Source organism: Streptomyces sp. MMCC 100 (assembly GCF_041538145.2).
Lineage (GTDB): Bacteria > Actinomycetota > Actinomycetes > Streptomycetales > Streptomycetaceae > Streptomyces.
Genome location: NZ_JBGORK020000001.1, coordinates 6215417 through 6239924, shown reverse-complemented (window position 1 = coordinate 6239924; position 24508 = coordinate 6215417). Strand labels below are relative to the sequence as shown.

Annotated in this window: 26 protein-coding genes and 1 pseudogene; 24 read left to right on the top strand and 3 right to left on the bottom strand. The window is 71.2% G+C overall.

Annotation, left to right across the window (positions count from 1 at the left end; translation table 11 throughout):
- Positions 1 to 34: 34 nt before the first annotated feature.
- Positions 35 to 1585, top strand: coding sequence for a signal recognition particle protein (ffh, locus tag ABS735_RS28755; protein WP_164414400.1), 1551 nt, complete (start codon positions 35 to 37; stop codon positions 1583 to 1585).
- Positions 1586 to 1660: 75 nt separating this feature from the next.
- Here the strand turns inward: ffh and ABS735_RS28750 are convergent, their stop codons facing one another.
- Both ABS735_RS28750 and ABS735_RS28745 read right to left on the bottom strand, forming a co-directional pair.
- Complete coding sequence (locus ABS735_RS28750; protein WP_373904386.1) at positions 1661 to 2266, bottom strand: hypothetical protein; 606 nt, start codon at positions 2264 to 2266, stop codon at positions 1661 to 1663.
- 182 nt (positions 2267 to 2448) lie between these two features.
- On the bottom strand, positions 2449 to 3345 hold the full coding sequence (locus ABS735_RS28745) for an SAM-dependent methyltransferase (RefSeq protein ID WP_373904385.1): 897 nt from the start codon (positions 3343 to 3345) through the stop codon (positions 2449 to 2451).
- 672 nt (positions 3346 to 4017) lie between these two features.
- Here ABS735_RS28745 and ABS735_RS28740 point away from each other — a divergent pair.
- From ABS735_RS28740 to ABS735_RS28660, 17 genes and pseudogenes are all read left to right on the top strand, one after another.
- Entirely contained in the window at positions 4018 to 4614 is a 597-nt protein-coding gene (locus ABS735_RS28740) for a hypothetical protein (protein ID WP_030188620.1), read from the top strand.
- Positions 4615 to 4866: 252 nt separating this feature from the next.
- Positions 4867 to 5286, top strand: coding sequence for a 30S ribosomal protein S16 (rpsP, locus tag ABS735_RS28735; protein WP_373904384.1), 420 nt, complete (start codon positions 4867 to 4869; stop codon positions 5284 to 5286).
- A 2-nt stretch (positions 5287 to 5288) separates the two neighbouring features.
- Positions 5289 to 5528 (top strand): RNA-binding protein, encoded by a 240-nt coding sequence (locus ABS735_RS28730; protein ID WP_003973401.1) that lies wholly within the window; start codon positions 5289 to 5291, stop codon positions 5526 to 5528.
- Positions 5529 to 5655: 127 nt separating this feature from the next.
- Entirely contained in the window at positions 5656 to 6240 is a 585-nt protein-coding gene (gene rimM / locus ABS735_RS28725; protein ID WP_373904383.1) for a ribosome maturation factor RimM, read from the top strand.
- A complete protein-coding gene (gene trmD / locus ABS735_RS28720; RefSeq protein WP_373904382.1) occupies positions 6240 to 7073 on the top strand; it encodes a tRNA (guanosine(37)-N1)-methyltransferase TrmD in 834 nt (277 codons plus the stop codon). Before rimM ends, trmD begins: the two co-directional genes overlap by 1 nt.
- Positions 7074 to 7209: 136 nt before the next feature.
- Entirely contained in the window at positions 7210 to 7560 is a 351-nt protein-coding gene (gene rplS / locus ABS735_RS28715; protein WP_016432403.1) for a 50S ribosomal protein L19, read from the top strand.
- 45 nt (positions 7561 to 7605) lie between these two features.
- Positions 7606 to 8370: a signal peptidase I gene (gene lepB / locus ABS735_RS28710; protein WP_373904381.1), complete on the top strand. Its 765-nt coding sequence runs from the start codon at positions 7606 to 7608 to the stop codon at positions 8368 to 8370.
- Positions 8363 to 9445: pseudogene (gene lepB, locus ABS735_RS28705) on the top strand (signal peptidase I); the annotation flags it as partial. The gene lepB (ABS735_RS28710) and the pseudogene lepB (ABS735_RS28705), both read left to right, overlap by 8 nt.
- A complete protein-coding gene (lepB, locus tag ABS735_RS28700; protein WP_373904380.1) occupies positions 9336 to 10337 on the top strand; it encodes a signal peptidase I in 1002 nt (333 codons plus the stop codon). The pseudogene lepB (ABS735_RS28705) and the gene lepB (ABS735_RS28700), both read left to right, overlap by 110 nt.
- Before the next feature lie 162 nt (positions 10338 to 10499).
- Positions 10500 to 11276 carry a signal peptidase I gene (gene lepB, locus ABS735_RS28695; RefSeq protein WP_373904379.1) on the top strand — a complete coding sequence of 259 codons (777 nt, stop codon included), beginning with the start codon at positions 10500 to 10502 and terminating at the stop codon, positions 11274 to 11276.
- The gene (locus ABS735_RS28690) at positions 11266 to 11790 is read left to right on the top strand and encodes an NUDIX hydrolase (protein WP_373904378.1); all 525 of its coding nucleotides are present in this window, start codon (positions 11266 to 11268) and stop codon (positions 11788 to 11790) included. The genes lepB (ABS735_RS28695) and ABS735_RS28690 overlap by 11 nt, the downstream gene beginning before the upstream one ends.
- 56 nt (positions 11791 to 11846) lie before the next feature.
- The gene (locus ABS735_RS28685; RefSeq protein WP_003965949.1) at positions 11847 to 12155 is read left to right on the top strand and encodes a DUF2469 domain-containing protein; all 309 of its coding nucleotides are present in this window, start codon (positions 11847 to 11849) and stop codon (positions 12153 to 12155) included.
- Between the two features lie 128 nt (positions 12156 to 12283).
- Complete coding sequence (locus ABS735_RS28680; RefSeq protein ID WP_373904377.1) at positions 12284 to 12646, top strand: YraN family protein; 363 nt, start codon at positions 12284 to 12286, stop codon at positions 12644 to 12646.
- A complete protein-coding gene (locus tag ABS735_RS28675; protein ID WP_373904376.1) occupies positions 12646 to 14271 on the top strand; it encodes a YifB family Mg chelatase-like AAA ATPase in 1626 nt (541 codons plus the stop codon). Before ABS735_RS28680 ends, ABS735_RS28675 begins: the two co-directional genes overlap by 1 nt.
- A gap of 149 nt (positions 14272 to 14420) precedes the next feature.
- On the top strand, positions 14421 to 15743 hold the full coding sequence (gene dprA, locus ABS735_RS28670; RefSeq protein ID WP_373904512.1) for a DNA-processing protein DprA: 1323 nt from the start codon (positions 14421 to 14423) through the stop codon (positions 15741 to 15743).
- Positions 15744 to 16024: 281 nt separating this feature from the next.
- Positions 16025 to 16867, top strand: a complete 843-nt coding sequence (gene whiG, locus ABS735_RS28665; protein WP_052838372.1) for an RNA polymerase sigma factor WhiG — start codon at positions 16025 to 16027, stop codon at positions 16865 to 16867.
- A 127-nt stretch (positions 16868 to 16994) separates the two neighbouring features.
- A complete protein-coding gene (locus ABS735_RS28660; protein WP_373904511.1) occupies positions 16995 to 17552 on the top strand; it encodes a TetR/AcrR family transcriptional regulator in 558 nt (185 codons plus the stop codon).
- Here the strand turns inward: ABS735_RS28660 and ABS735_RS28655 are convergent.
- The gene (locus ABS735_RS28655) at positions 17506 to 18204 is read right to left on the bottom strand and encodes a murein hydrolase activator EnvC family protein (RefSeq protein ID WP_373904375.1); all 699 of its coding nucleotides are present in this window, start codon (positions 18202 to 18204) and stop codon (positions 17506 to 17508) included. The genes ABS735_RS28660 and ABS735_RS28655 overlap by 47 nt on opposite strands.
- A gap of 270 nt (positions 18205 to 18474) precedes the next feature.
- On the opposite strand from ABS735_RS28655, the gene rpsB reads away from it, so the two are divergent.
- The 6 genes from rpsB (at position 18475) to rlmN (ending at position 24493) form a co-directional block, all read left to right on the top strand.
- The gene (gene rpsB, locus ABS735_RS28650) at positions 18475 to 19398 is read left to right on the top strand and encodes a 30S ribosomal protein S2 (RefSeq protein WP_373904374.1); all 924 of its coding nucleotides are present in this window, start codon (positions 18475 to 18477) and stop codon (positions 19396 to 19398) included.
- Between the two features lie 94 nt (positions 19399 to 19492).
- Entirely contained in the window at positions 19493 to 20329 is an 837-nt protein-coding gene (gene tsf / locus ABS735_RS28645) for a translation elongation factor Ts (protein WP_373904373.1), read from the top strand.
- Between the two features lie 206 nt (positions 20330 to 20535).
- Positions 20536 to 21294 carry a UMP kinase gene (gene pyrH / locus ABS735_RS28640; protein WP_373904372.1) on the top strand — a complete coding sequence of 253 codons (759 nt, stop codon included), beginning with the start codon at positions 20536 to 20538 and terminating at the stop codon, positions 21292 to 21294.
- Positions 21295 to 21474: 180 nt separating this feature from the next.
- Positions 21475 to 22032, top strand: a complete 558-nt coding sequence (gene frr / locus ABS735_RS28635; RefSeq protein ID WP_373904371.1) for a ribosome recycling factor — start codon at positions 21475 to 21477, stop codon at positions 22030 to 22032.
- Positions 22032 to 23207, top strand: a complete 1176-nt coding sequence (locus tag ABS735_RS28630; RefSeq protein WP_373904370.1) for a phosphatidate cytidylyltransferase — start codon at positions 22032 to 22034, stop codon at positions 23205 to 23207. The genes frr and ABS735_RS28630 overlap by 1 nt, the downstream gene beginning before the upstream one ends.
- 173 nt (positions 23208 to 23380) lie before the next feature.
- Positions 23381 to 24493, top strand: a complete 1113-nt coding sequence (gene rlmN, locus ABS735_RS28625) for a dual-specificity RNA methyltransferase RlmN (RefSeq protein WP_373904369.1) — start codon at positions 23381 to 23383, stop codon at positions 24491 to 24493.
- The last annotated feature ends 15 nt before the right edge of the window (positions 24494 to 24508 follow it).

Genomic DNA, 24508 nt, shown 5'->3' with positions numbered 1-24508 from the left:
CCACACCAACGCCGACGCGAGGACCTACGCCGCCGTGTTCGATACTCTCTCCGACCGCCTGTCAGCCACCTTCAAATCCCTCCGGGGCAAAGGCAGGCTGACCGAGGCGGACATCGACGCCACGGCCCGCGAGATCCGCATCGCGCTCCTCGAGGCCGACGTGGCCCTGCCCGTCGTGCGCGCCTTCATCAAGAAGGTCAAGGAGCGCTCCCTGGGCGCCGAGGTCTCCAAGGCGCTCAACCCCGCCCAGCAGGTCCTCAAGATCGTCAACGAGGAACTGGTGGGCATCCTCGGCGGCGAGACCCGCCGTCTGCGCTTCGCCAAGCAGCCGCCGACCGTGATCATGCTGGCCGGTCTGCAGGGTGCGGGCAAGACCACGCTCGCGGGCAAGCTGGGCCGCTGGCTCAAGGAGCAGGGCCACTCGCCGCTCCTGGTCGCCTGTGACCTCCAGCGTCCCAACGCCGTCAACCAGCTGAGCGTCGTCGCCGAGCGCGCCGGTGTCGCGGTCTACGCCCCGGAGCCGGGCAACGGCGTGGGCGACCCGGTCAAGGTCGCCAAGGACTCCATCGAGTTCGCCAAGACCAAGGTCCACGACCTGGTCATCGTCGACACCGCCGGCCGCCTGGGCATCGACCAGGAGCTGATGCAGCAGGCCGCGGACATCCGCGACGCGGTCTCGCCGGACGAGATCCTCTTCGTCGTCGACGCGATGATCGGTCAGGACGCGGTCAACACCGCCGAGGCCTTCCGCGACGGCGTCGGCTTCGACGGCGTGGTGCTGTCCAAGCTCGACGGCGACGCGCGCGGTGGTGCGGCCCTGTCGATCGCCTCGGTGACCGGCAAGCCGATCATGTTCGCCTCGAACGGCGAGAAGCTCGAGGACTTCGACGCCTTCCACCCGGACCGGATGGCCTCCCGCATCCTCGACATGGGTGACCTGCTCACCCTGATCGAGCAGGCGGAGAAGACGTTCAGCCAGGAAGAGGCCGAGAAGATGGCCTCCAAGCTGGCGTCCAAGAAGGGCCAGGACTTCACCCTGGACGACTTCCTGGCCCAGATGGAGCAGGTCCGGAAGATGGGTTCCATCTCGAAGCTGCTCGGGATGCTGCCCGGCATGGGCCAGATGAAGGACCAGATCAACAACCTCGACGAGCGCGACGTCGACCGCACGGCCGCCATCATCAAGTCGATGACCCCGGCCGAGCGCCAGGAACCGACGATCATCAACGGCTCGCGCCGCGCCCGTATCGCCAAGGGTTCCGGCGTCGAGGTCAGCGCCGTCAAGTCTCTCGTGGAGCGCTTCTTCGAGGCCCGCAAGATGATGTCCCGCATGGCCCAGGGCGGCGGCATGCCCGGTATGCCGGGGATGCCCGGGATGGGCGGCGGACCCGGCCGGCAGAAGAAGCAGCAGAAGAAGGCCAAGGGCAAGCAGCGCTCCGGCAACCCGATGAAGCGCAAGCAGCAGGAGCAGGAGGAGGCCGCCCGCCGTGCCGCCGCCGCGCAGGGCGGGGGCGCCCTCGGGCTGCCCCAGCAGGGCGGTCAGGACTTCGAGCTGCCCGACGAGTTCAAGAAGTTCATGGGCTGACGGCCCGTTCCGTCCGCGCGTCCCGTACCCGGGTGCCGGGGCAGCCCCCTCGATCAAGGGGGCTGCCCCGGTAGGTCATTTCTGGGGGAACTTCCAGACGTACGGCTCGCCGTCCTCCTCGGACCAGTGGACCTCGACGCTGGTGGCGTTCGCGGGGATCACGTAGGTCTCGCAGAAGACGTGGCTCTCGCCCTGCTTCCAGCTCTCGACGTCGTACGGGTCCTCGCAGCCCGGCGCGTCCTCGGAGGCGCCGATGAGGACGCCGCCGCGCTGTCCGTCGGCGAAGACCGTGGCGCCGTCGTGCACGTCGGAGCCCTCGGTCAGCGCGGGTCCGCTCTTGTGCGTGTACTTGATGTGCGCGGTGGCCAGCACCTTGCCCTTGGCGTCCGCGGCGTCCGCCACCGCCTTCGCGGCCTCGGCCTCGGTACCCACCTCGACCTTCTGCGCCACGACCTCGTACGTGACCTCGCCGGGGTCCTCCGCGACCTTCCCCGTCGCGCTCTCGCCCTTCGCCATGTCGCCGCCCGAGGCGGGCTCTGAGGGGGACGGCGACGCCTCGGTGGTCGCCGGGCTCTTCGCGTCGGCCTCGGCGGCGTCGTCTCCGCCCCCGCAGGCGGTGAGGGCCAGGGCGAGGACGGCGACGGGCGCGACGAGGCGCAGTGCGGTCTTGCGGTGCGGCACTACAGGCTCCTGTATGCAGATGTGTCTGTTCCCCCGAACGGTGGATCAGGGTAGAGGTCCTTGATCCACCAGGGGAAACCGCGGGAGCCCCGGACCGGCTTCTTCACGCCATTCACACTTGCATCGGAAGAAGTGCGTCACGCGTCTGCCGTGTACCGCATGCACTCGATCAGAAGCGGTCGTCAAGGTACCCGGGCGATCAGGTAGCGGAACACGTTCGGCATCCACACGGTTCCGTCCGGCCGCTGGTGGGGATGCAGGGCCTCCGTCAGCTCCTTGTCGACCTGTTCCCGGTCGGTCGCCGCGACCGCCGCGTCGAACAGCCCGGTCGACAGCAGTCCGCGCACCGCGCTGCCCGTGTCGGCGTAGCCGAACGGGCACGCCACCCGTCCCGAGCCGTCCGGCCTCAGCCCGGCCCGCTCGGCGACCTCCTCCAGGTCGTCGCGCAGCGCGGGGCGCCAACTGGCGGTGCCGCGCAGCGGGTCGGAGAGCTTGGTGGCCACCCGCAGCACCGACGTCGTGGCGCACCGTTCGGGCGGGCCCCAGCCGGCCAGCACCACGGCCGCCCCCCGCGCGGCGAGCGGCGTCGCCCGCGCGAGCAGTTCACCGAGCCCCTCCGAGTCGCCCGCGAGGCACCCGGTGGGCTCGAAGGCGGTCACCAGAGTGAACGCCGGTGCCGTCGGGTCCGCCGCGTCCTCGGGCGAGCCCTCGACGATCCGTGGCGTGCCGGCACGCGCGCGCGTGCCGCCGGTTCCCGGGGGCTGCGGCCCTTCGGCCGCCCCCGGTTCCCCGGGCAGCAGGCGCCGGCGGGCCAGGGCCAGGAGTTCCGGAGAGCGGGAGTCGATCCCGGTCACCGCGGCACCGCGCGAGGCGGCCATCAGCAGCGCGAGACCGGAACCGCAGCCCAGGCCCAGCATCCGGGTGTCGCCGCCCACGTCCAGTCGCTCGTAGACGGCCTCGTAGAGCGGTACGAGCATCCGCTCCTGTATCTCGGACCAGTCACGCGCGCGTGCACGCAGGTCCACGTGAGGTGTCGCCCCCGCGTGAGGTGAGTGCTGCCGCACGAGCGTAGGTGTCATAGGAAAGCGCCCCAATCGCCGAGTGTTGCCGCCGTGCCCGATTTCATGGCCCCCCGTGCAATGCGCTCGCACTCCCCCCGTATGCCAGGAAACTCCGGGCTCGCCGTGGCGTCCAGTGGTAGCGGGGCCCGGTTTGCCCGATCCCCTTCACCGTGGCGAGATTTCACTTTCCGGCAACACGGGCCTGGCCGTGTGGTACCCCGGGTAGCCCCGTCCCGTGCCCTTGGCCGGTTGGCCGGATCGTGCCGCTGGGTGATGACGGTGGGTGGCCGCGGGGCCGGCGAGACGGTTCCGGCCAAGGTCGGCCGGTCCGCCGGCCACCGCGCGGTGCCCGGGTGCGGCGGGATGCGGGGCGGTGCCGCACGCCGGAGGCACACCCGGTAACGTCGCATCCGTCGACGCGCCCACTCGGACGGCGTTCCTCCGGTGCGACAGCGACCGAAACGCCACTTGCGCCCGCGCGGGTCGCACACACTCCGGCGTGTGGACGGCGGCTACGCGCCGGCGCGTACGTCGGACTACGCACCAGCTTGGTACGAGCTGTGAGGCTTCTCCGCAGATCAGCGCACCCGCCCTCGTCGCGACGCATCAGCGGCAACTGACTGGTACGTGCAAATTATTTGGGATGCCCCGGAATAGGAACACAGCGGCACCCCGGCTCGTTGTCATTACGTGAGCACGACACCACCTGTTCTCGCCGCAGAGCTGGCGCAGGCGTGGGCCGACATTCAGCGGCACCACACCGAGCTGCCCGATCTTGCCGCGCCCGAGTCCCTGATCGGAGAGTCGTCGTCCGCCTGCGGGCACGAGCTCTCCTTCGAGCGACTGCTTCACGAGGCAGTCCACGGCATCGCCGCCGCGCGCGGAGTACGCGACACCTCCCGCGCGGGGCGCTACCACAACCGTCGATTCCTCGCGATCGCCGAGGAGCTGGGCCTGGACCACCCCGAGGAGCCGCATCCCAGCAGCGGCTTCTCGCTGGTCACGCTCACCCCCGAGGCGAAGCGCCGCTACCGCCCGACGATCGAACGCCTCCAGCGCGCGCTGAAGGCCCACACCGCCGCCACCGCGACCGACACGGCCCGCAGCTTCCGCGGTCCGGCCGCCCGCCACGGCTCCTCCGGGGGAGGGGTGCGAGTGAAGGCGGTCTGCGACTGCGGGCGCAACGTCCGCGTCGTCCCGTCGGTGCTGGCCCAGGCCCCGATCATGTGCGGCGGCTGCGGCAAGCCGTTCCGCATCCCGGAGGTGGTCGGCGCGGGAGTGAGCTGACGGTCCGGCTGCTCGTGGCAGCCGGACCGGGGCCGGGTCCGTCGGGAGCCGAGCGGTCTGCCCCACCGGCGGACCCGCCGCCCTCGGTCCGACGGGCCCGCCCGCGTGTGGCACAATGGCTAGCTGTACTCGACAGTCGCACAGGACCCCTCTCTCCTCCGGCTGACGCGTCCATCGGGCACTCGGGTACCGCAACCCCACGCGGCTCTCTCGCCGTGCCCACCCACGTCAAATCCAGGAGAACCCACTCCCGTGGCAGTCAAGATCAAGCTGAAGCGTCTGGGCAAGATCCGTTCGCCTCACTACCGCATCGTCGTCGCCGACTCCCGTACCCGCCGTGACGGCCGGGCCATCGAGGAGATCGGCAAGTACCACCCGACGTACAACCCGTCGGTGATGGAGGTCGACGCCGAGCGTGTCGCGTACTGGCTCGGTGTCGGCGCCCAGCCGACCGAGCCCGTGCTCGCCATCCTGAAGAAGACCGGCGACTGGCAGAAGTTCAAGGGCGAGCCCGCCCCGGCTCCGCTGCTGCAGCCGGCCGAGAAGGCGGCCCGCCCGACCTTCGAGGCGATCGGTGGCGAGGACGAGGGCAAGGGTGAGGCGATCACCCAGAAGAAGAAGGCCGACAAGAAGGACGAGGCCGCCGCCGAGTCCTCCGCGTCCGAGGCCTGAGCATGCTCGAGGAGGCTCTCGAGCACCTCGTGAAGGGCATCGTCGACAACCCTGACGATGTGCAGGTCGCCTCGCGCAACCTGCGCCGCGGGCGGGTGCTCGAGGTCCGGGTCCACCCCGACGACCTCGGCAAGGTGATCGGCCGCAACGGCCGCACCGCACGCGCCCTGCGCACGGTCGTGGGCGCCATCGGCGGCCGCGGTGTCCGTGTCGACCTCGTCGACGTGGACCACGTCCGCTGACGCCAATCGCAGCACCGGCTCGGGCCGGGGAAGGCCACTGGGCCGTCCCCGGCCCGCAGTCGTATGAGCCCCGGGGCCGTACAGCCCCGGGCGGCTCGTCCGCAGTTCCGACAGGAGATCAAGCACAGTGCAGCTGGTAGTCGCGCGCATCGGCCGCGCCCACGGGATCAAGGGCGAGGTGACCGTCGAGGTCCGCACGGACGAGCCGGAGCTGAGGCTCGGGCCCGGTGCCGTACTGGCCACCGACCCCGCCTCCGCCGGACCGCTCACCATCGAGACCGGCCGGGTGCACAGCGGCCGCCTCCTGCTGCGCTTCGCCGGCGTCCACGACCGCACCGGGGCCGAGGCACTGCGCAACACCCTCCTGATCGCCGACGTGGACCCGGACGAGCGGCCGGAGGACGAGGACGAGTACTACGACCACCAGCTGATCGACCTCGACGTGGTGACCGCCGACGGCACCGAGGTCGGCCGCATCACCGAGATCTCCCACCTGCCCACGCAGGACCTGTTCGTGGTGGAGCGCCCCGACGGCAGCGAGGTCTACGTGCCGTTCGTCGCCGAGATCGTCACGGAGATCGACCTCGACGAGCAGCGCGCGGTCATCGACCCGCCGCCCGGCCTGATCGACGACCGGGCCGAGATCGCCTCCGCGCGGGACGCCGAGGACGTCGACGCCGAAGACGCCGAGGACGCCGGGGACGAGGCGTAATGCGGCTCGACGTCGTCACGATCTTCCCCGAGTACCTGGAACCGCTGAACGTCTCCCTCGTCGGCAAGGCCCGCGCGCGCGGACAGCTCGGCGTCCACGTGCACGACCTGCGCGACTGGACGTACGACCGCCACAACACGGTCGACGACACCCCCTACGGCGGCGGCCCCGGCATGGTCATGAAGACCGAGCCGTGGGGCGACGCGCTCGACTCCGTCCTGGCCGACGGCTACGAGACGGGCTCCGGCGAGCCCGCCCTCATCGTGCCCACGCCCAGTGGCCGGCCCTTCACCCAGGAACTCGCCGTCCACCTCTCCGAGCGGCCCTGGCTGATCTTCACGCCCGCCCGCTACGAGGGCATCGACCGGCGCGTCGTCGACGAGTACGCGACCCGGATGCCCGTGTACGAGGTGTCCATCGGCGACTACGTCCTCGCCGGCGGTGAGGCGGCCGTACTCGTCGTCACCGAGGCCGTGGCCCGGCTGCTGCCCGGTGTGCTCGGCAACGCCGAGTCCCACCGGGACGACTCCTTCGCTCCCGGTGCCATGGCCAACCTGCTGGAGGGTCCCGTCCACACCAAGCCGCCGCAGTGGCGTGGGCGCGGCATCCCGGACGTGCTGCTCAGTGGCCATCACGGGAAGATCGCCCGCTGGCGCCGGGACGAGGCGCTGCGGCGTACGACGGCCAACCGCCCCGACCTGATCGAGCGGTGCGACCCGAAGGCCTTCGACAAGAAGGACCGCGAGATGCTCTCCATCCTGGGGTGGCAGCCCGACCCGGACGGGGAACCGTACGGCCGATTTTGGCGCAGGACCCCGGGCATGGAAGAATAGGCGGCTGTTGTGCGTCCGTCCGGAGCGCGCCCCTGCCACAGGGGGAGACGACGCCCGTCCCGACCCGCACGACCCTGATTCCGAAACACCTAGTTTCCGTTGATGACCTGTGGCATCAGCGAAGAAAGCAGACGAAATGTCTCACCTGCTCGACTCCGTCGACGCCGCGTCGCTGCGCAGCGACGTCCCGGCCTTCCGCCCCGGCGACACCGTCAACGTCCACGTGCGCGTCATCGAGGGCAACCGCTCCCGTGTGCAGCAGTTCAAGGGCGTCGTCATCCGCCGCCAGGGCGCCGGCGTGCGCGAGACCTTCACGGTCCGCAAGGTCTCCTTCTCCGTCGGCGTCGAGCGCACCTTCCCGGTGCACACCCCGATCGTGGAGAAGATCGAGCTCGTCACCCGCGGTGACGTCCGCCGCGCCAAGCTGTACTACCTGCGCGAGCTGCGCGGCAAGGCCGCGAAGATCAAGGAGAAGCGCGAGAGCTGAGCGCCCTCCGAGGTCCGTGCCGGGGCCGGATAGCATCTGGCCCCGATGGACACCGAAGCACAGCACACGGAGCGCGACCGCTCCTCCCGCCCTTCCGACTCCGAGCAGCCCTCGGATCCGGAGGGACCGGAGGAACGGTCGCGTTCCGCGTTCACGGGGCGGATCACGGACTATGTGCCGGGCGGCCGGATCACCGTGACCCTGCTGATCCTCCTGCTGTTCGTGTTGCTGCTCAGCACCTTCGTGCTGCGGCCGTTCCAGATCCCGAGCGGATCGATGGAGCGCGGATTGAGGATCGGTGACCGCGTTCTCGTAAACAAGTTGGCGTACCGTTTCGATGGCCGGCCGCAGCGGGGCGACATCGTCGTCTTCGACGGGACCGGACTCTTCGGAGACGGCGACTACATCAAACGCGTTGTCGGGGTGGGCGGGGACCACGTGGTGTGCTGCGACACGGAGGGGAGGGTCCGGGTGAACGGCCAGTCGGTCGACGAGTCGGCGTTCCTGTACCCCGGTGACCGCCCGTCCACGGTCCCCTTCGACGTCGTCGTCCCCGACGGCACCCTCTTCGTCCTCGGTGACCACCGGGCCGACTCCAGCGACTCCCGCGACCACCTGGGCTCCCCGGGGGGCGGGATGGTCCCGCTGGACGACGTGATCGGTCGCGCCGACTGGATCGTCTGGCCCTTCGGCCACACCACCCACCTCGACCGCCCCGACGCCTACGCGCGCGTGCCGGACGCGGAGACCGACACCCGGGCGACGCGCACCCAGGCCGGGACGGCGCACGCCGAGGACGCCGATGGGTAGCCGGGGCAAGCCGCGGGGAGCGCCCAGCAGCCCCACGGAGAACCTGCTGCCCACCGGCTCGAGGCGCACCGCCGCGCCGTCCGGTGGCCGCTCGCGCGCCGAGCGCCGCAAGCTCCAGCGCAAGGTGAAACGGCGGCGCAGACGCGGCGCCGTCAAGGAGATCCCCCTCCTCATCGGCGTCGCGGTCCTCATAGCGCTGGTGCTCAAGACCTTCCTCGTCCAGGCCTTCGTGATCCCGTCGGGCTCCATGGAGCAGACCATCCGGATCGGCGACCGGGTCCTGGTGGACAAGCTGACCCCCTGGTTCGGCTCCGAGCCGCAGCGCGGGGACGTCGTGGTCTTCCGGGACCCCGGCGGCTGGCTCCAGGGCGAACAGACCACCAAGAAGGACGACCCCGTGGTCGTCAAACAGGTCAAGGAGGGCCTCGCCTTCATCGGACTGCTGCCGTCCGACGACGAGAAGGACCTCATCAAGCGGGTCGTCGGCGTGGGCGGGGACCACGTCGAGTGCTGTGACAAACAGGGACGCGTCACCGTCAACGGCGTTCCCCTGGACGAGGACTACCTGTACCCCGGGGACAGCCCGTCCCGGACGCCGTTCGACGTCACCGTCCCCGAGGGGCGGCTGTGGGTGATGGGCGACCACCGGTCCAACTCCGCCGACTCCCGTGCCCACCAGGAGACCGACTTCGGCACCGTGTCCCAGGACGAGGTGGTGGGACGGGCCATGGTGATCGCGTGGCCGTTCGGTCACTGGACCACTCTGGACGAACCGAAAACGTATGCGTCCGTGTCCGACGCGGCCTCCGGTTCGACCGCCGCTCCCGAACTGTCGCATAGGGTTGCCCCCTACGATCCGAACGCGATGATTGAACTCCCGACCCCTGCGGAACTCCCGCTCGTTATGGGAGTGGTGGGCCTGCGTCGTTTCCGGGGCAGGCGGTGGCAGAGAGTGAGGAGTTGGCGTGGGGGATGTGGCGGTTGGCGCACGGTCCGGACACGACGGCGAGGAGAACCGCGGACGCCCCGAGGAGACGGCCGGGCCGGCGGCGGTCGGCGCCCCGGACTCCGGGTACGGCTCCGGAACCGAGGACGGCAGGGTGACGAACGGACAGAGCGGCCGGAACGGCGGGACCGAGGAGGAAGGCGTAGGCGGGACACCGCCCGCGACACCTCCCGCGGCCAAGAAGCAGCGCTCCTTCTGGAAGGAGCTGCCGATCCTGATCGGCATCGCGCTGGTGCTCGCCCTGCTGATCAAGACGTTTCTGGTGCAGGCGTTCTCCATCCCGTCGTCCTCGATGGAGAACACCCTCCAGATCGGTGACCGGGTCCTGGTCGACAAGCTGACCCCCTGGTTCGGCTCGGAGCCCGAGCGCGGCGAGGTCGTCGTCTTCCACGACCCGGACGACTGGCTGGCGGGCGAGCCGACGCCCGATCCGAACGCGCTGCAGACCGTCCTCTCCTGGATCGGACTGATGCCGTCCGCGGACGAGAAGGACCTGATCAAGCGGGTCATCGGCGTCGCCGGCGACACGGTCGAGTGCAACAAGACCGGCCCGCTCAAGGTCAACGGCAAGGCGCTGAACGAGCCGTACGTCTACGCGGGCAACACGCCGTGCTCGGACGACGACCAGGGCGGGCGGTTCAAGGTCACGGTGCCCGAGGGCAAAATCTGGGTCATGGGTGACCACCGGCAGAACTCCCGGGACTCCCGCTACCAGCAGTCGGACGAGAACGGCGGCATGGTCCCCGTGGACGAGGTCGTCGGCCGCGCCGTCGTGGTCGCCTGGCCGATGAACCGCTGGAGCACCCTGCCGGTCCCCGACACCTTCGGCCAGGACGGCCTGCAGGCCCGGTCCTCGGCCGCCGCCGCGCTGTCGGTCGCTCCCCAGGGCCTGGCCGTCGCCGGCGTTGTCCCGTTCGTCTGGTGGCGCCGTCGCCGCACCGCCCCCGCCGAGACCCGCTGACACTCGTCGCGACCCGCCGGGGTCCGTCGGGGCGCCCGGGCCGGGTGCCCGTCGACGGGCCCCGATCGGCTGTCTGCCGACGGTCCTGCCCCGTCCGAGCCCCCTTCCGGCCTCCGGGAGGGGGCTGCCCCGTTGGCGTACCGCCGGGTAAGGTGCGGCCCCATGGGTGGCGAGAGCACGACACGTACGGCCCCGCGCGGCGGCGGAGCGAACAAAGGCCCGGCGGGCAGCCGGACCGGTCAGCGGCTGTCCGGCATCGCCGTGGCGCTGGGTCTGGTGCTGTTCCTCGGCGGATTCGCCTGGGGCGCGGTGGTCTACCGCCCCTACACCGTGCCGACCGGCTCGATGACGCCGACGATCAACGCAGGTGACCGGGTCCTGGCCCAGCGCATCGACGGCGCCGACGTCCGCCGCGGCGACGTCGTCGTGTTCAAGGACGCGACCTGGGCCAACGCCCCGATGGTCAAGCGGGTCGTCGCCGTCGGCGGGGACACCGTCTCCTGCTGCCAGAAGGGCAAGCTGAAGGTCAACGGCAAGGTGATCGACGAGCCGTACCTGCCCGCCGGCACCCCGGCCGAGATCAGCGACTTCCAGACCGTGACCGTCCCGGAGGGCCGCCTGTTCCTGCTCGGCGACGAGCGCGACAACTCCGTGGACTCCACCGCCCACCTCACCGACGCGGCCGGCGGCACCGTGTCGCGCGGTGCCGTGAACGCCCGCGTGGACGCCGTGGCCTGGCCGATGAACGGCATGCTGGAACGGCCGACCGGCTTCGAGACGCTGGGCGGCCTGTCCTCGCCGGGCCCGCTGCGGACGGTCGTCGCGCTGGTGGTCGCCGGGGCCGTGCTGATCCTGGGAGGCGCGGCCTACGGCCCGCTGGCCAACCGGGCGGGGGCCTCCCGCGCCCGAAAGGGAGCGGAGCCGACCGGTGGCCGCTGAGGTGACCCCGGCGGGACAGGACACCTACGAGGGCGGCCTGCGCCGAGTCGCCCGGGTGGTGCTGCTCGACCCCGAGGACCGCATCCTGCTGCTGCACGGCCACGAACCGGACGATCCGGCCGACGACTGGTGGTTCACCCCGGGCGGCGGCGTGGAGGGCGACGAGACCCGTGAGCAGGCCGCCCGGCGCGAACTCCTTGAGGAGACCGGCATCACCGACGTCGAACTCGGCCCGGTGCTGTGGCGGCGCAGGTGCTCCTTCCCCTTCGCGGGCCGTCGCTGGGACCAGGACGAGTGGTACTACCTGGCCCGCACCGCCCAGACCGTCACCGAGGCCGTCGGCCTCACCGAACTGGAGCGGCGCAGCGTCGCCGGAGCGCGCTGGTGGACGTGTGAGGAACTGACCCGGGCACGTGAGACGGTGTATCCGACCAGACTCGCCGAGCTGCTGCGCACGCTGCTCGACGAAGGTCCCCCGGCCGGCCCGGTGACCCTGGACACCGAAATCGTTTAGGGGCGCACGGGACTGGCGCACAATGGGGGGACCGCACGGCTGAAGGGGAACATGCCATGAGCGCCGAGGACCTCGAGAAGTACGAGACCGAGATGGAGCTCAAGCTCTACCGGGAGTACCGCGATGTCGTCGGTCTGTTCAAATACGTGATCGAGACCGAGCGGCGTTTCTATCTCACCAACGACTACGAGATGCAGGTGCACTCGGTCCAGGGCGAGGTGTTCTTCGAGGTCTCGATGGCTGACGCCTGGGTGTGGGACATGTATCGGCCGGCCCGGTTCGTCAAGCAGGTGAGGGTGTTGACGTTCAAGGACGTGAACATCGAGGAGCTGAACAAGAGCGACCTGGAGCTTCCCGGCGGCTGAGCGACCCGGAAGCCGACCGGGCTTTCACTCGTGTGGGTGGCAGGGTTGTCCACAGTCGTCCGACCGTCCACCAAGATCCAATAGTTTGCTCGACCGCATTCATCGTTGGCGCCGGAGGTGGTGCCGACATGAACGCACGAGGTGCGATGGGCAAGTACGGCGAGACACTCGCCGCCCGCCGGCTGACCGGGGCCGGAATGACCGTCCTGGAGCGCAACTGGCGCTGCGGCAGGACCGGCGAGATCGACATCGTGGCCCGGGACGGAGACGTCCTGGTCGTCTGCGAGGTCAAGACGCGCAGGGGCGGCTCCTTCGAGCACCCGATGGCCGCCGTGACCCCGGACAAGGCGGAGCGGCTGCGGAGGCTCGCCGAGCGCTGGATCCAGACCCACGGAGGAGCTCCGCCCGGCGGCGTGCGCATCGACCTCGTCGGCGTGCTCCTCCCGCAGCGCGGCGCCCCCGTCGTCGAGCACGCCCGGGGGGTGGCGTGATGGGTTTCGCGCGGACGTGCTCGGTGGCGCTCGTCGGCGTCGAGGGCGTGGTGGTCGAGGTCCAGGCCGACCTGGAACCGGGCGTGGCGGCGTTCACGCTGGTGGGGCTCCCGGACAAGAGCCTCACGGAGAGCCGGGACCGGGTGCGGGCGGCCGTGGTGAACTCGGGCGCGGAGTGGCCCCAGAAGAAGCTGACGGTGGGACTCAGCCCGGCCTCGGTGCCCAAGAGCGGCAGCGGCTTCGACCTTGCCGTCGCCGCGAGCGTCCTGGGCGCCGCGGAACGGATCGACCCACGGGTGCTCGCCGACATCGTGATGATCGGAGAGCTCGGCCTCGACGGCCGGGTGCGGCCGGTGCGCGGCATCCTGCCGGCGGTGCTGGCCGCGGCCGAGGCCGGGTACGAACAGGTGGTCGTACCGGAGTGCGCCGCCGCCGAGGCGTCCCTGGTACCGGGGGTGTCGGTGCTCGGCGTGCACAGCCTGCGCCAGCTGATCGCCGTCCTCGCCGACGAACCCGTGCCGGAGGAGGAACAGGACCTCCAGGGCCGCCCCGACCCGCTCCTGGCCGGTCTGCGGATGCCCGGAACCGGCGCGGCCACCGGAATGCACGGCGTGGGAGCGGCACAGCACGACCACGGCCACGACCTCGCCGACGTCGTCGGACAGGAGTCGGCGCGCACGGCGGTGGAGGTCGCCGCGGCCGGCCGCCACCACCTGTTCCTGGAGGGCCCGCCCGGCGCCGGCAAGACCATGCTCGCCGAACGGCTGCCCGCCATCCTGCCCCGGCTCTGCCGGTCGGAGTCCCTCGAGGTGACCGCCGTGCACTCGGTGGCGGGACTGCTGCCGCCGGGCAAGCCCCTGATCGACGTGGCCCCTTACTGCGCTCCCCACCACTCCGCCACGATGCAGGCCCTCGTCGGCGGCGGCCCGGGCGTCGCGCGGCCGGGAGCGGTGTCGTTGGCGCACCGAGGCGTTTTGTTTTTGGACGAAACCCCGGAGTTCAGCAGTCACGCGCTCGACGCCCTGCGCCAGCCGCTGGAGGCCGGGCACGTCGTCATCGCGCGCAGCGCGGGCGTGGTGCGCTTCCCGGCGCGGTTCCTGATGGTGCTTGCCGCCAATCCCTGCCCGTGCGGGCGGTTCTCGCAGACCGACGAGCTGTGCGAGTGCCCGCCCTCGGCGATCCGCCGCTACCAGGCCAGGCTGTCCGGCCCGCTGCTCGACCGGGTCGACCTGCGGGTCGAGGTGGACCGGGTCACGCGCAGCCAGCTGGCGGGGGACGGTCCCCGGGGCGACTCCACCGCGGCCGTCGCCGACCGGGTGCGCGCGGCCCGGGACCGGGCGGCCGCGCGCCTCGCGGGCACCCCCTGGCGGTCGAACAGCGAGGTGCCCGGCCGGGAGCTGCGCAGCCGCTGGCGCGCCGCGCCCGGTGCGCTGGAGGAGGCGGAACGCAGTCTGGAACGCGGCGTGCTCACCGCCCGCGGACTCGACCGGGTCCTGCGCGTCGCCTGGACCGTCGCGGACCTGGTAGGCCACGACCGCCCCGAAGCGAGGGACGTCGCCCTGGCACTGCAACTGCGCACCGGGGTGCCGCGGGGCGTTCCGATGGCCCTGGGAGCACCGGCATGAGCGGGGACAGCGTGCCGACGGAGGACGGCGCCCTTTTCGACGACGACGCCGTGGCCCCTGGCGGTGATCCGGCCGAAGGGGACGCGGTACAGGGAAATGAGGCACGGCACGCTGACGCACTGGGTGCTGGCGCATCGGGTGACGCCGCCATGGCCAAGCCCGAGCTCGCGGACGGCGCGGTCGGGGAGGACGGCGAGGTCGGGAAGGGCGGTCCGGCGGGAGACGGTGGCGTGGGCGTACGCGTACGCGGCGTCGCTGCCGGGGTCCGTGTCGCCGGTGGACCACGTGTCCCGGTCCCGGACGGCAGCGCGGCTCGGAGTGACGGACCGGCGGACGGCGAGCTGCTCGGGCGGGTCTTCCTCACCCGGGTCCTCGAACCCGGCGACGAGACCGGCGGACGGTGGGTGCGGGAGCGCGGCGTCCTGGAAGTGGCGCGGCGCCTGCGCGAGGGCGGACGCGCCCTGCCGGGGGTGAGCGAGAAGCGGTGGGCCGGTCTGTGCGCCCGGGCGGGCAAGGCCGACCCGCGTGGTGACCTGGCCGTCGCCCGGTCCGCGGGGGCGCGGTTCGTGGCCCCCGGGACCGCCGAGTGGCCGGGGCAGCTCGACGACCTCGGTGATGCCCGGCCGCTCGGGCTGTGGGTGCGGGGCGGGCCCAGTCTGCGCATGTGGGCGCTGAGGTCGGTCGCCGTCGTCGGCGCCCGCGCCTGCACCGAGTACGGCGCCCACATGGCCGCCACCCTCGCCGCCGGCCTGGCCGAGCGCGGCTGGGTCGTGGTGTCCGGCGGCGCCTACGGCGTCGACGGCGCCGCACACCGGGGTGCCCTCGGTGCCGGCGGCGCCACCGCGGCGGTCCTCGCCTGCGGCGTCGACCGCCCCTACCCTCCCGGACACACCGCGCTGATCACCAGGATCGCCGAGCAGGGTCTGGTCGTCGGAGAGCTGCCACCGGGCGATCATCCGACGCCGAGCAGATTCGTCCTGCGCAACCGGGTCATCGCCGCCCTCACCCGGGGCACCGTGGTGGTCGAGGCCGCCTACCGCAGCGGTTCGCTGGTCACCGCCCGAGCGGCCCGGCGGCTGGGCCGGCACGTGATGGGCGTGCCCGGACCGGCGACCAGCGCGCTCTCCGCAGGGGTGCACGAGCTGCTGCGCGGCGACGCGGTGCTCGTCGGCGACGCCGCCGAGGTGGTCGAACTGGTCGGCGACATGGGAGAGCTGCCTCCGGAGCGGCGCGGGCCCGTCCTCCCCACCGATCTGCTGGAGCCACGGACCCGCCAGGTGCTGGCCGGACTCCCCGGGCGGGGAACGGCGACGGCGGCGGAGGTGGCACGCCGCGCCCAGACCACCGAGGACGACGCGACCGCGAGACTGTACGAGCTTCGAGCGCTTGGTTACGTCGAACGACACGGCGACGGCTGGAAGTTGACACGCCAGGCGATGATCTCGATTCGCGGTGGTCGGAGCCCGTGCTGACGCACCGTGTTCGGCCGTCCGGGGGAAGCCCGACGCCCGTGGGGATTCTGGCAGTTGGGGTATTCGAGTGATCACCCAGAGCGATCATCGTCCCCCCTGTAGAGCGTTCAGCGGAACGTATCTGCGTAGGGTCCCCACCCACTCCTTCGCACACCGCGACGGCTCAGTCACGCTACGCTCACGATGACCCCCACGCAGACGGCCGACAGCAGGCGACAACCAGAAAGCAGACCGGCGGCCTCAAGCACACGACATCACGGCAGAACGGCACTAGGCGACGAATGCCCCAGCACACCTCCGGGTCCGACCGGGCGGCGATCCCCCCAGCCGCCCGCGACGGTGGCAGCGTGCGACCGTCCGCCCCCTCGACGCTCGACGAGCTGTGGCGGTCGTACAAGGCGACCGGCGACGAGCGGCTGCGGGAACAGCTGATCCTGCACTACTCGCCCCTCGTGAAGTACGTGGCGGGCCGGGTCAGCGTGGGACTGCCGCCCAATGTCGAGCAGGCCGACTTCGTCTCCTCCGGAGTGTTCGGACTGATCGACGCCATCGAGAAGTTCGACGTCGACCGCGAGATCAAGTTCGAGACCTACGCGATCACCCGGATCCGCGGCGCGATGATCGACGAACTGCGCGCGCTGGACTGGATCCCGCGGTCGGTGCGGCAGAAGGCGCGCAACGTGGAGCGTGCGTACGCGACGCTGGAGGCACGGCTGCGCCGCACCCCGTCGGAGAGCGAGGTCGCCGTGGAGATGGGGATCGCCGTGGAGGACCTCCACGCGGTTTTCAGCCAGCTGTCGCTGGCCAACGTGGTGGCGCTGGAGGAGCTGCTGCACGCGGGCAGCGAGGGCGGCGACCGGCTGAGTCTGATGGACACGCTGGAGGACACCGCCGCCGACAACCCGGTGGAGGTCGCCGAGGACCGGGAGCTGCGACGGCTCCTGGCCCGGGCGATCAACACGCTGCCGGAGCGGGAGAAGACCGTCGTCACGCTGTACTACTACGAGGGCCTCACGCTCGCCGAGATCGGGAACGTGCTGGGCGTGACCGAGAGCAGGGTCAGCCAGATTCACACCAAGTCGGTGTTGCAACTCCGCGCCAAACTGGCCGGTTTCGGTCGCTGACCTGGGCTTACGGCACGAGTTCGACTCCGCTGGTGACCCGGTCGGCGGTCGTCCGGCCGGTGAGTGACTCCCGTCCGGGGTGCCGCGTCCGTAAAGTGGTGACGTGCCAAGGATTCGAGCGGCCTCTGTGGCCGAGCACCGGTCGATGCAGCGTGCCGCCCTGCTGGACGCGGCACGCTCCCTGCTGTCCGACGGCGGGACGGAGGCGCTGACCTTCCCCGCCCTCGCCGAACGTACGGGTCTTGCCCGGTCGTCCGTCTACGAGTACTTCCGGTCGCGGGCGGCCGTGGTCGAGGAGCTGTGCGCCGTCGACTTCCCCGTCTGGGCCGCGGAGGTCGAGGCGGCGATGGAGCGCGAGACGGCTCCCGGGGCCAAGGTCGAGGCGTATGTGCGCAAGCAGCTCGACCTGGTCGGGGACCGGCGGCACCGGGCCGTCGTGGCCATCTCCGCGAGCGAGCTGGACGCCGGCGCCCGGGAGAAGATCCGGGCCGCCCACGGTGGGCTGGTCGCGATGATCGTCGAAGCGCTGGGCGAGATGGGGCACGACCAGCCGCGGCTGGCGGCGATGCTCCTCCAGGGCGTCGTGGACGCGGCCGTACGGCGGATCGAGCTGGGCGCGGCGGAAGAGCCGACGGCGATCACGGAGGCGGCGGTCTCCATGGCGTTGCGGGGCGTACGGGGCTGATCCCCGCGCGGCCGGGCAACGGCACCCCCAGGACCGGCAGCAGCCTCGACGGACCCGCGTCCAGCAGCCACGGCGGGAGCAGGGACAGCGGGTTCAGATAGACCTCGCCCCGCAGCAGGCCCCAGTGCAGGCAGGCCGTGCAGTGCGAGCCCGCCGGCTGCACCGCGCCGAGCACCTCGCCGGCCGCGACCTCGTCGCCCTCCTTCACCGACGCCTCGACGGGCGCGTATGTCGTCCGGAGGGGCGGATCACCCGTCCCCGCCAGCTCCAGCGAGACCACGCCCCGGCCCGCGACCGGACCCGCGAACGACACCCGCCCCGCGGCCACCGCCCGTACCGGCGTCCCGCCCGCCGCGGCGAGGTCCACGCCGCGGTGGCCCGGTCCGTACGGGGTCGCCGGGGGCTCCCAGCCCCGCAGGACCGCGGGCCGGACATCGACCGGCCAGTGGCGGGCCAGGGCCGGTACCACCGGGTCCGGTATCCTCCGCGCGGCGTCCGGTGCCGCGGCCGCCGGCACCCCCCGGCCCGTCGCCGCAGCCGTCGCCACGGCCGCCGCAGGCGCCGGGCCCGGCTGCCTCGCGGCCAGGACGGTCAGGACAGCCGGCGGCAGCACCAGCCAGGCACACGCACTCACCCATCGCCTCGTTCGCATGCGAGCACCGTCCCGCGCCAGGGCCGATCGCCGCCCGGCCCTGTGGACCGCGCTCCGGTTGTGGACAGCCGCGTCACCCGGTACCCCGCGGGTCCCGTACACTTCTGGTGGCGATCCGGGTCACCGGGTCGACTTCGCACGCCCCGACACGAGGCCCGCAAAGGTCCGTGTCAGCGCCCCTCGGTCCCTAGTGGCAGGCGCATCCGGGCGTCAGGCGCGGGAGCCGTCCGGCTCGCGCGGCACAACCGAGAAAATCAAGGAGATACGGCCATGGCCGTCGTCACGATGCGGGAGCTGCTGGAAAGCGGCGTCCACTTCGGTCACCAGACCCGCCGTTGGAACCCGAAGATGAAGCGCTTCATCTTCACGGAGCGCAACGGCATCTACATCATCGACCTGCTCCAGTCGCTGTCGTACATCGACCGCGCCTACGAGTTCGTCAAGGAGACCGTCGCCCACGGCGGCACGGTCATGTTCGTCGGCACGAAGAAGCAGGCGCAGGAGGCCATCGCCGAGCAGGCCACCCGCGTCGGCATGCCCTACGTCAACCAGCGCTGGCTGGGCGGCATGCTCACCAACTTCTCGACCGTCTACAAGCGCCTGCAGCGCCTCAAGGAGCTCGAGCAGATCGACTTCGAGGACGTGGCCGCCTCCGGCCTCACCAAGAAGGAGCTGCTGGTCCTCTCCCGCGAGAAGGCCAAGCTGGAGAAGACCCTCGGCGGTATCCGCGAGATGTCCAAGGTGCCCAGCGCCGTCTGGATCGTGGACACCAAGAAGGAGCACATCGCGGTCGGCGAGGCCCGGAAGCTCAACATCCCGGTCGTCGCCATCCTCGACACCAACTGCGACCCCGACGAGGTCGACTACAAGATCCCGGGCAACGACGACGCGATCCGCTCCGTCACCCTGCTCACCCGCGTGATCGCCGACGCCGTCGCCGAGGGCCTCATCGCCCGCTCCGGTGCCGCCGGTGGTGCCAAGGGCGAGAAGGCCGCCGGCGAGCCGCTCGCCGAGTGGGAGCGCGACCTGCTCGAGGGCGAGAAGGCCGAGAAGAAGGACGACGCCGAGGCCGCCGAGAAGCCCGCCGAGGCTCCGGCTGCCGAGGCCGCCCCCGCCGAGGCCCCCGCTGCCGAGGCCCCTGCCGCCGAGGCGCCCGCCGCCGAGGCTCCGGCCGCGGACGCCGAGCAGGCCTGACCCCTCACCACCTTCGGGTTCCGGACGGCGGGGGCCACACAGCCCCCGCCGTCCGGCCCGTAGATCTTCAGACTTCGAGAGAGATTCCGGAATCATGGCGAACTACACCGCCGCCGACGTCAAGAAGCTCCGCGAGCTCACCGGCGCCGGCATGATGGACTGCAAGAAGGCGCTGGACGAGGCCGAGGGCAACGTCGAGAAGGCCGTCGAGGCGCTCCGCATCAAGGGCCAGAAGGGCGTCGCCAAGCGCGAGGGCCGCTCTGCCGAGAACGGCGCCGTCGTCTCGATCATCGCCGACGACAACACCTCGGGTGTCCTCGTCGAGCTGAAGTGCGAGACGGACTTCGTCGCCAAGGGCGAGAAGTTCCAGAACGTCGCCACGGCCATCGCCGAGCACGTCGCCAAGGCCGCCCCGGCCGACCTCGAGGCCCTGCTGGCCTCCGAGATCGAGCCCGGCAAGACCGTCCAGGCGTACGTGGACGAGGCCAACGCCAACCTCGGCGAGAAGATCGTCCTGGACCGCTTCGCGCAGTTCTCGGGCGGCTACGTGACCGCGTACATGCACCGCACGATGCCCGACCTGCCCCCGCAGATCGGTGTCCTCGTCGAGCTGGACAAGCCCAACGCCGAGATCGCCAAGGGCGTCGCCCAGCACATCGCCGCCTTCGCGCCGAAGTACCTCTCCAAGGAGGACGTCCCGGCCGAGGTCGTCGAGACCGAGCGCCGCGTCGCCGAGGAGACCACCCGCGCCGAGGGCAAGCCCGAGGCCGCCCTGCCGAAGATCGTCGAGGGTCGCCTCAACGGCTTCTTCAAGGACGCCACCCTGCTCGGCCAGCCCTACGCCCTGGACAACAAGAAGTCCGTCCAGAAGGTGCTGGAAGAGGCCGGTGTCAGCCTGAAGCGCTTCTCGCGCATCAAGGTCGGCATCTGAGTCCGTACCGCGACGGACGTACGACCCCGGTAGGGTCGACGGCAGTCGTCGGCGCCGTTCGCGTATGTCGTTGCGTACGCGCGCGTGGCGGCGGACGACAGCAGATCTGACGAGGAGGCCATTGCCGCGTATGGGATGCGAAACACGCCCCCACCGGCAGTGGCCTTCTTCGTGTGTGTGACCCACGTAAAAGAGGCGAGATCTCCATGACCACCAAGGCCGAGAAGAGCGACGACGGCAAAGTACGCGGCCGCTTCATGCTGAAGCTGTCCGGAGAGGCCTTCTCCGGCGGTGGGGGCCTGGGCGTCGACCCCGACGTGGTGCACGCCATCGCCCGCGAGATCGCGGCCGTCGTCCGGGACGGCGCGCAGATCGCGATCGTCATCGGTGGCGGCAACTTCTTCCGCGGCGCCGAGCTGCAGATGCGCGGCATGGACCGCGCCCGCTCCGACTACATGGGCATGCTCGGCACCGTGATGAACTGCCTGGCCCTCCAGGACTTCCTGGAGAAGGAGGGCGTCGACTGCCGCGTGCAGACCGCCATCACCATGGGCCAGGTCGCCGAGCCCTACATCCCGCTGCGCGCCGTGCGCCACCTGGAGAAGGGCCGCGTGGTCATCTTCGGCGCCGGTATGGGCATGCCGTACTTCTCCACCGACACCACCGCCGCCCAGCGCGCCCTCGAGATCGACGCCGAGGCCCTGCTCATGGGCAAGAACGGCGTGGACGGGGTCTACGACTCCGACCCCAAGACCAACCCGGACGCCGTGAAGTTCGACGCGCTCGGCTACGGCGAGGTCATCACCCGCGATCTGAAGGTCGCCGACGCCACGGCCGTCACGCTCTGCCGCGACAACAGCCTCCCGATCGTGGTCTTCGAGCTGCTGAAGGAGGGCAATATCGCCCGCGCCGTCAAGGGTGAGAAGATCGGCACGCTTGTGGGTGACCAGGGCAGCCGGGACTGACCGGAGAACACCCCCCGTCCGCGGACGCCACCTGTCCGGGGGACGGACGGGACGGGACCGGGCCGGGGGATGGACAATGTCCCGCCGGTCGGGAACCGTGCAGGAAGAACGCGACGCAGCCGGCCGCCGCCCCGTAGGGGAACCGCAGCCGGGCCTACTCAAGACACGCAGGAGCAAGTGGTGATCGAAGAGACCCTCCTCGAGGCCGAGGAGAAGATGGAGAAGGCCGTCGTGGTCGCCAAGGAGGACTTCGCCGCGATCCGCACCGGCCGTGCGCACCCGGCGATGTTCAACAAGATCGTGGCCGACTACTACGGCGCGCTGACGCCGATCAACCAGCTGGCCTCGTTCTCCGTGCCCGAGCCGCGCATGGCCGTGGTGACCCCCTTCGACAAGAGCGCCCTGCGCAACATCGAACAGGCGATCCGCGACTCCGACCTGGGCGTCAACCCGAGCAACGACGGCAACATCATCCGGGTGGTGTTCCCCGAGCTGACCGAGGAGCGCCGCCGCGACTACATCAAGGTCGCCAAGAGCAAGGGCGAGGACGCCAAGGTCTCCATCCGCTCCGTGCGCCGCAAGGCCAAGGACGCCATCGACAAGATGGTCAAGGACGGCGAGGTCGGCGAGGACGAGGGCCGCCGTGCGGAGAAGGAGCTCGACGACACCACCGCCAAGTACGTCACGCAGGTGGACGAGCTCCTGAAGCACAAGGAAGCGGAGCTGCTCGAGGTCTGATGAACGACTCTTCCTGGGGAGCGCCGCCACAAGCCGGGTACTGGGGGCCGTCCGACCAGGGACCCGTCCAGGGCGCCGCCCCGGCGGGTCCCGCGTACGATGCGCACTACGCGCAGCAGACTCGCCCCATGCCCATCGTGCCCGACGTACCCGAACACGGCGGAGGCCAGGACGACGACCAGGGGACCGCTCGGCTGAGCGGTCCCTTGTTCCGGGACGAGCCGTTCCACGACCAGCTCGGTCGCGACGAGCCGTATCGCGACCAGAACCCGTCGGCGCAGCCGTATGCGGCGGTGCCGCAGAATCCGGAGCCCATGCCCGACGCCCCGCAGCCGGCGCAGCCCCAGCCGCCGCAGAAGAAGAGCGCGGGGCGCGACCTGGGGGCCGCGATAGGGGTCGGCGTCGGCCTCGGCGTGGTGATCATCGCGTCGCTGTTCGTCGTCAAGGCCGTCTTCGTCGGCGTGATCGTGGTCGCCGTCGTGGTGGGCCTGTGGGAGCTGACCAAGCGGCTGGAGGAGCGCAAGGGCATCAAGGCGCCCCTCGTGCCGCTCGCCATCGGCGGCGCGGCGATGGTGGTCGCCGGCTATGCGCGCGGTGCCGAGGGGGCGTGGATCGCCATGGCGCTCACGGCGCTCGCGGTCCTCGTCTGGCGGATGACGGAGCCGCCCGAGGGCTACCTCAAGGACGTCACCGCGGGCCTGTTCGCCGCGTTCTACGTGCCGTTCCTGGCCACGTTCGTCGCCATGATGCTGATGGCGGACGACGGGGCCTGGCGCGTCCTGGTCTTCCTGATACTGACGGTCGTCAGCGACACCGGCGCCTACGCCGTCGGCTGGCGCTTCGGCAAGAAGAAGCTCGCCCCGCGCATCAGCCCCGGCAAGACCCGCGAGGGCCTGCTGGGAGCGGTGGCGTTCGCGATGGCGGCGGGCGCGCTGTGCACGCACTTCCTGATCGACGACGGCACCTGGTGGCAGGGCCTGCTGCTCGGCCTCGCGGTCGCCGTCAGCGCCACCCTGGGCGACCTCGGCGAGTCCATGATCAAGCGGGACCTCGGCATCAAGGACATGGGCACCCTCCTGCCGGGCCACGGCGGCATCATGGACCGCCTCGACTCCCTGCTGCCGACGGCACCGGTGGTGTGGCTGCTGCTGGTGATCTTCGTCGGGTCGGGTTGACAGTCGTCCGGTAGCATGGAAGGGCCTGCGGCGTCTGCTGCGGGCCCTTCCGTGTGTCCCCGCCGATGCGGGGGTATTCCAGTGAGGTCTCCTGGCTTCGGCATGGCTCTGCCGTTGTCCCCGCAGAAGCGGGGGGTTGCCACAGGCCCGCCGTCATGAGGAGTTGTCCGACCGTGGCCCGTCCAGCCCCCGGTGAGCTCACCTTTGCCGCACCCCGCGGAGCGAAGCGGCCGCCGCGGCACCTTGCCGATCTCACGCCTGCCGAGCGCAAGGAGGCTGTCGCCGCGATCGGTGAGAAGCCGTTCCGTGCGAAGCAGCTCTCGCAGCACTACTTCGCGCGGTACGCGCACGACCCGGAGCAGTGGACCGACATCCCCGCCGGTTCGCGCCAGGGGCTCCAGGAGGCGCTGCTGCCCGAGCTGATGACGGTCGTGCGGCACCTGTCGACCGACCAGGGGACCACGCGCAAGACGCTGTGGAAGCTGTTCGACGGGACGCTCGTCGAGTCCGTCCTCATGCGCTACCCGGACCGGGTGACCATGTGCATCAGCTCCCAGGCCGGCTGCGGCATGAACTGCCCGTTCTGCGCCACCGGCCAGGCCGGCCTGGACCGCAACCTGTCGACCGCCGAGATCGTGCACCAGATCGTGGACGGCATGCGGGCGCTCAGGGACGGCGAGGTCCCGGGAGGCCCCGCGCGGCTCAGCAACATCGTGTTCATGGGCATGGGTGAGCCCCTCGCCAACTACAACCGCGTCGTCGGCTCCATCCGCCGCCTCACCGACCCCGAGCCGGACGGCCTGGGGCTCTCCCAGCGCGGCATCACCGTCTCCACGGTCGGCCTCGTCCCGGCGATCCACCGCTTCACCGGCGAGGGCTTCAAGTGCCGCCTCGCCATCTCGCTGCACGCCCCCGACGACGAGCTGCGCGACACCCTCGTCCCCGTCAACACGCGGTGGAAGGTGCGCGAGGTGCTGGACGCCGGATTCGAGTACGCGGCGAAGTCCGGTCGCCGGCTGTCCATCGAGTACGCCCTGATCCGCGACATCAACGACCAGGCCTGGCGCGGCGACCGTCTCGGGCGGCTGCTCAAGGGCAGGCCCGTGCACGTCAACCTGATCCCGCTCAACCCCACGCCCGGCTCCAAGTGGACCGCGTCCAGGCCCGAGGACGAGAAGGCGTTCGTGGAGGCGATCGCGGCGCACGGTGTGCCGGTGACGATCCGGGACACCCGTGGACAGGAGATCGACGGGGCGTGTGGTCAGCTCGCCGCGAGCGAGCGGTAACCTGACCGGCGGAAG

Excerpts from the sequence above, each read along its gene's own strand:
- dprA (WP_373904512.1), top strand. The coding sequence starts at position 14,421 with ATGGCCAAGCCCGAGCTCGCGGACGGCGCGGTCGGGGAGGACGGCGAG.
- whiG (WP_052838372.1), top strand. The coding sequence starts at position 16,025 with ATGCCCCAGCACACCTCCGGGTCCGACCGGGCGGCGATCCCCCCAGCC.
- tsf (WP_373904373.1), top strand. The coding sequence starts at position 19,493 with ATGGCGAACTACACCGCCGCCGACGTCAAGAAGCTCCGCGAGCTCACC.
- rpsB (WP_373904374.1), top strand. The coding sequence starts at position 18,475 with ATGGCCGTCGTCACGATGCGGGAGCTGCTGGAAAGCGGCGTCCACTTC.
- lepB (WP_373904381.1), top strand. The coding sequence starts at position 7,606 with ATGGACACCGAAGCACAGCACACGGAGCGCGACCGCTCCTCCCGCCCT.
- trmD (WP_373904382.1), top strand. The coding sequence starts at position 6,240 with ATGCGGCTCGACGTCGTCACGATCTTCCCCGAGTACCTGGAACCGCTG.
- rplS (WP_016432403.1), top strand. The coding sequence starts at position 7,210 with ATGTCTCACCTGCTCGACTCCGTCGACGCCGCGTCGCTGCGCAGCGAC.
- ABS735_RS28675 (WP_373904376.1), top strand. The coding sequence starts at position 12,646 with ATGGGTTTCGCGCGGACGTGCTCGGTGGCGCTCGTCGGCGTCGAGGGC.
- ABS735_RS28680 (WP_373904377.1), top strand. The coding sequence starts at position 12,284 with ATGAACGCACGAGGTGCGATGGGCAAGTACGGCGAGACACTCGCCGCC.
- ABS735_RS28730 (WP_003973401.1), top strand. The coding sequence starts at position 5,289 with ATGCTCGAGGAGGCTCTCGAGCACCTCGTGAAGGGCATCGTCGACAAC.
- ABS735_RS28685 (WP_003965949.1), top strand. The coding sequence starts at position 11,847 with ATGAGCGCCGAGGACCTCGAGAAGTACGAGACCGAGATGGAGCTCAAG.
- ABS735_RS28655 (WP_373904375.1), bottom strand. The coding sequence starts at position 18,204 with ATGCGAACGAGGCGATGGGTGAGTGCGTGTGCCTGGCTGGTGCTGCCG.
- ABS735_RS28630 (WP_373904370.1), top strand. The coding sequence starts at position 22,032 with ATGAACGACTCTTCCTGGGGAGCGCCGCCACAAGCCGGGTACTGGGGG.
- pyrH (WP_373904372.1), top strand. The coding sequence starts at position 20,536 with ATGACCACCAAGGCCGAGAAGAGCGACGACGGCAAAGTACGCGGCCGC.
- ABS735_RS28745 (WP_373904385.1), bottom strand. The coding sequence starts at position 3,345 with ATGACACCTACGCTCGTGCGGCAGCACTCACCTCACGCGGGGGCGACA.
- lepB (WP_373904379.1), top strand. The coding sequence starts at position 10,500 with ATGGGTGGCGAGAGCACGACACGTACGGCCCCGCGCGGCGGCGGAGCG.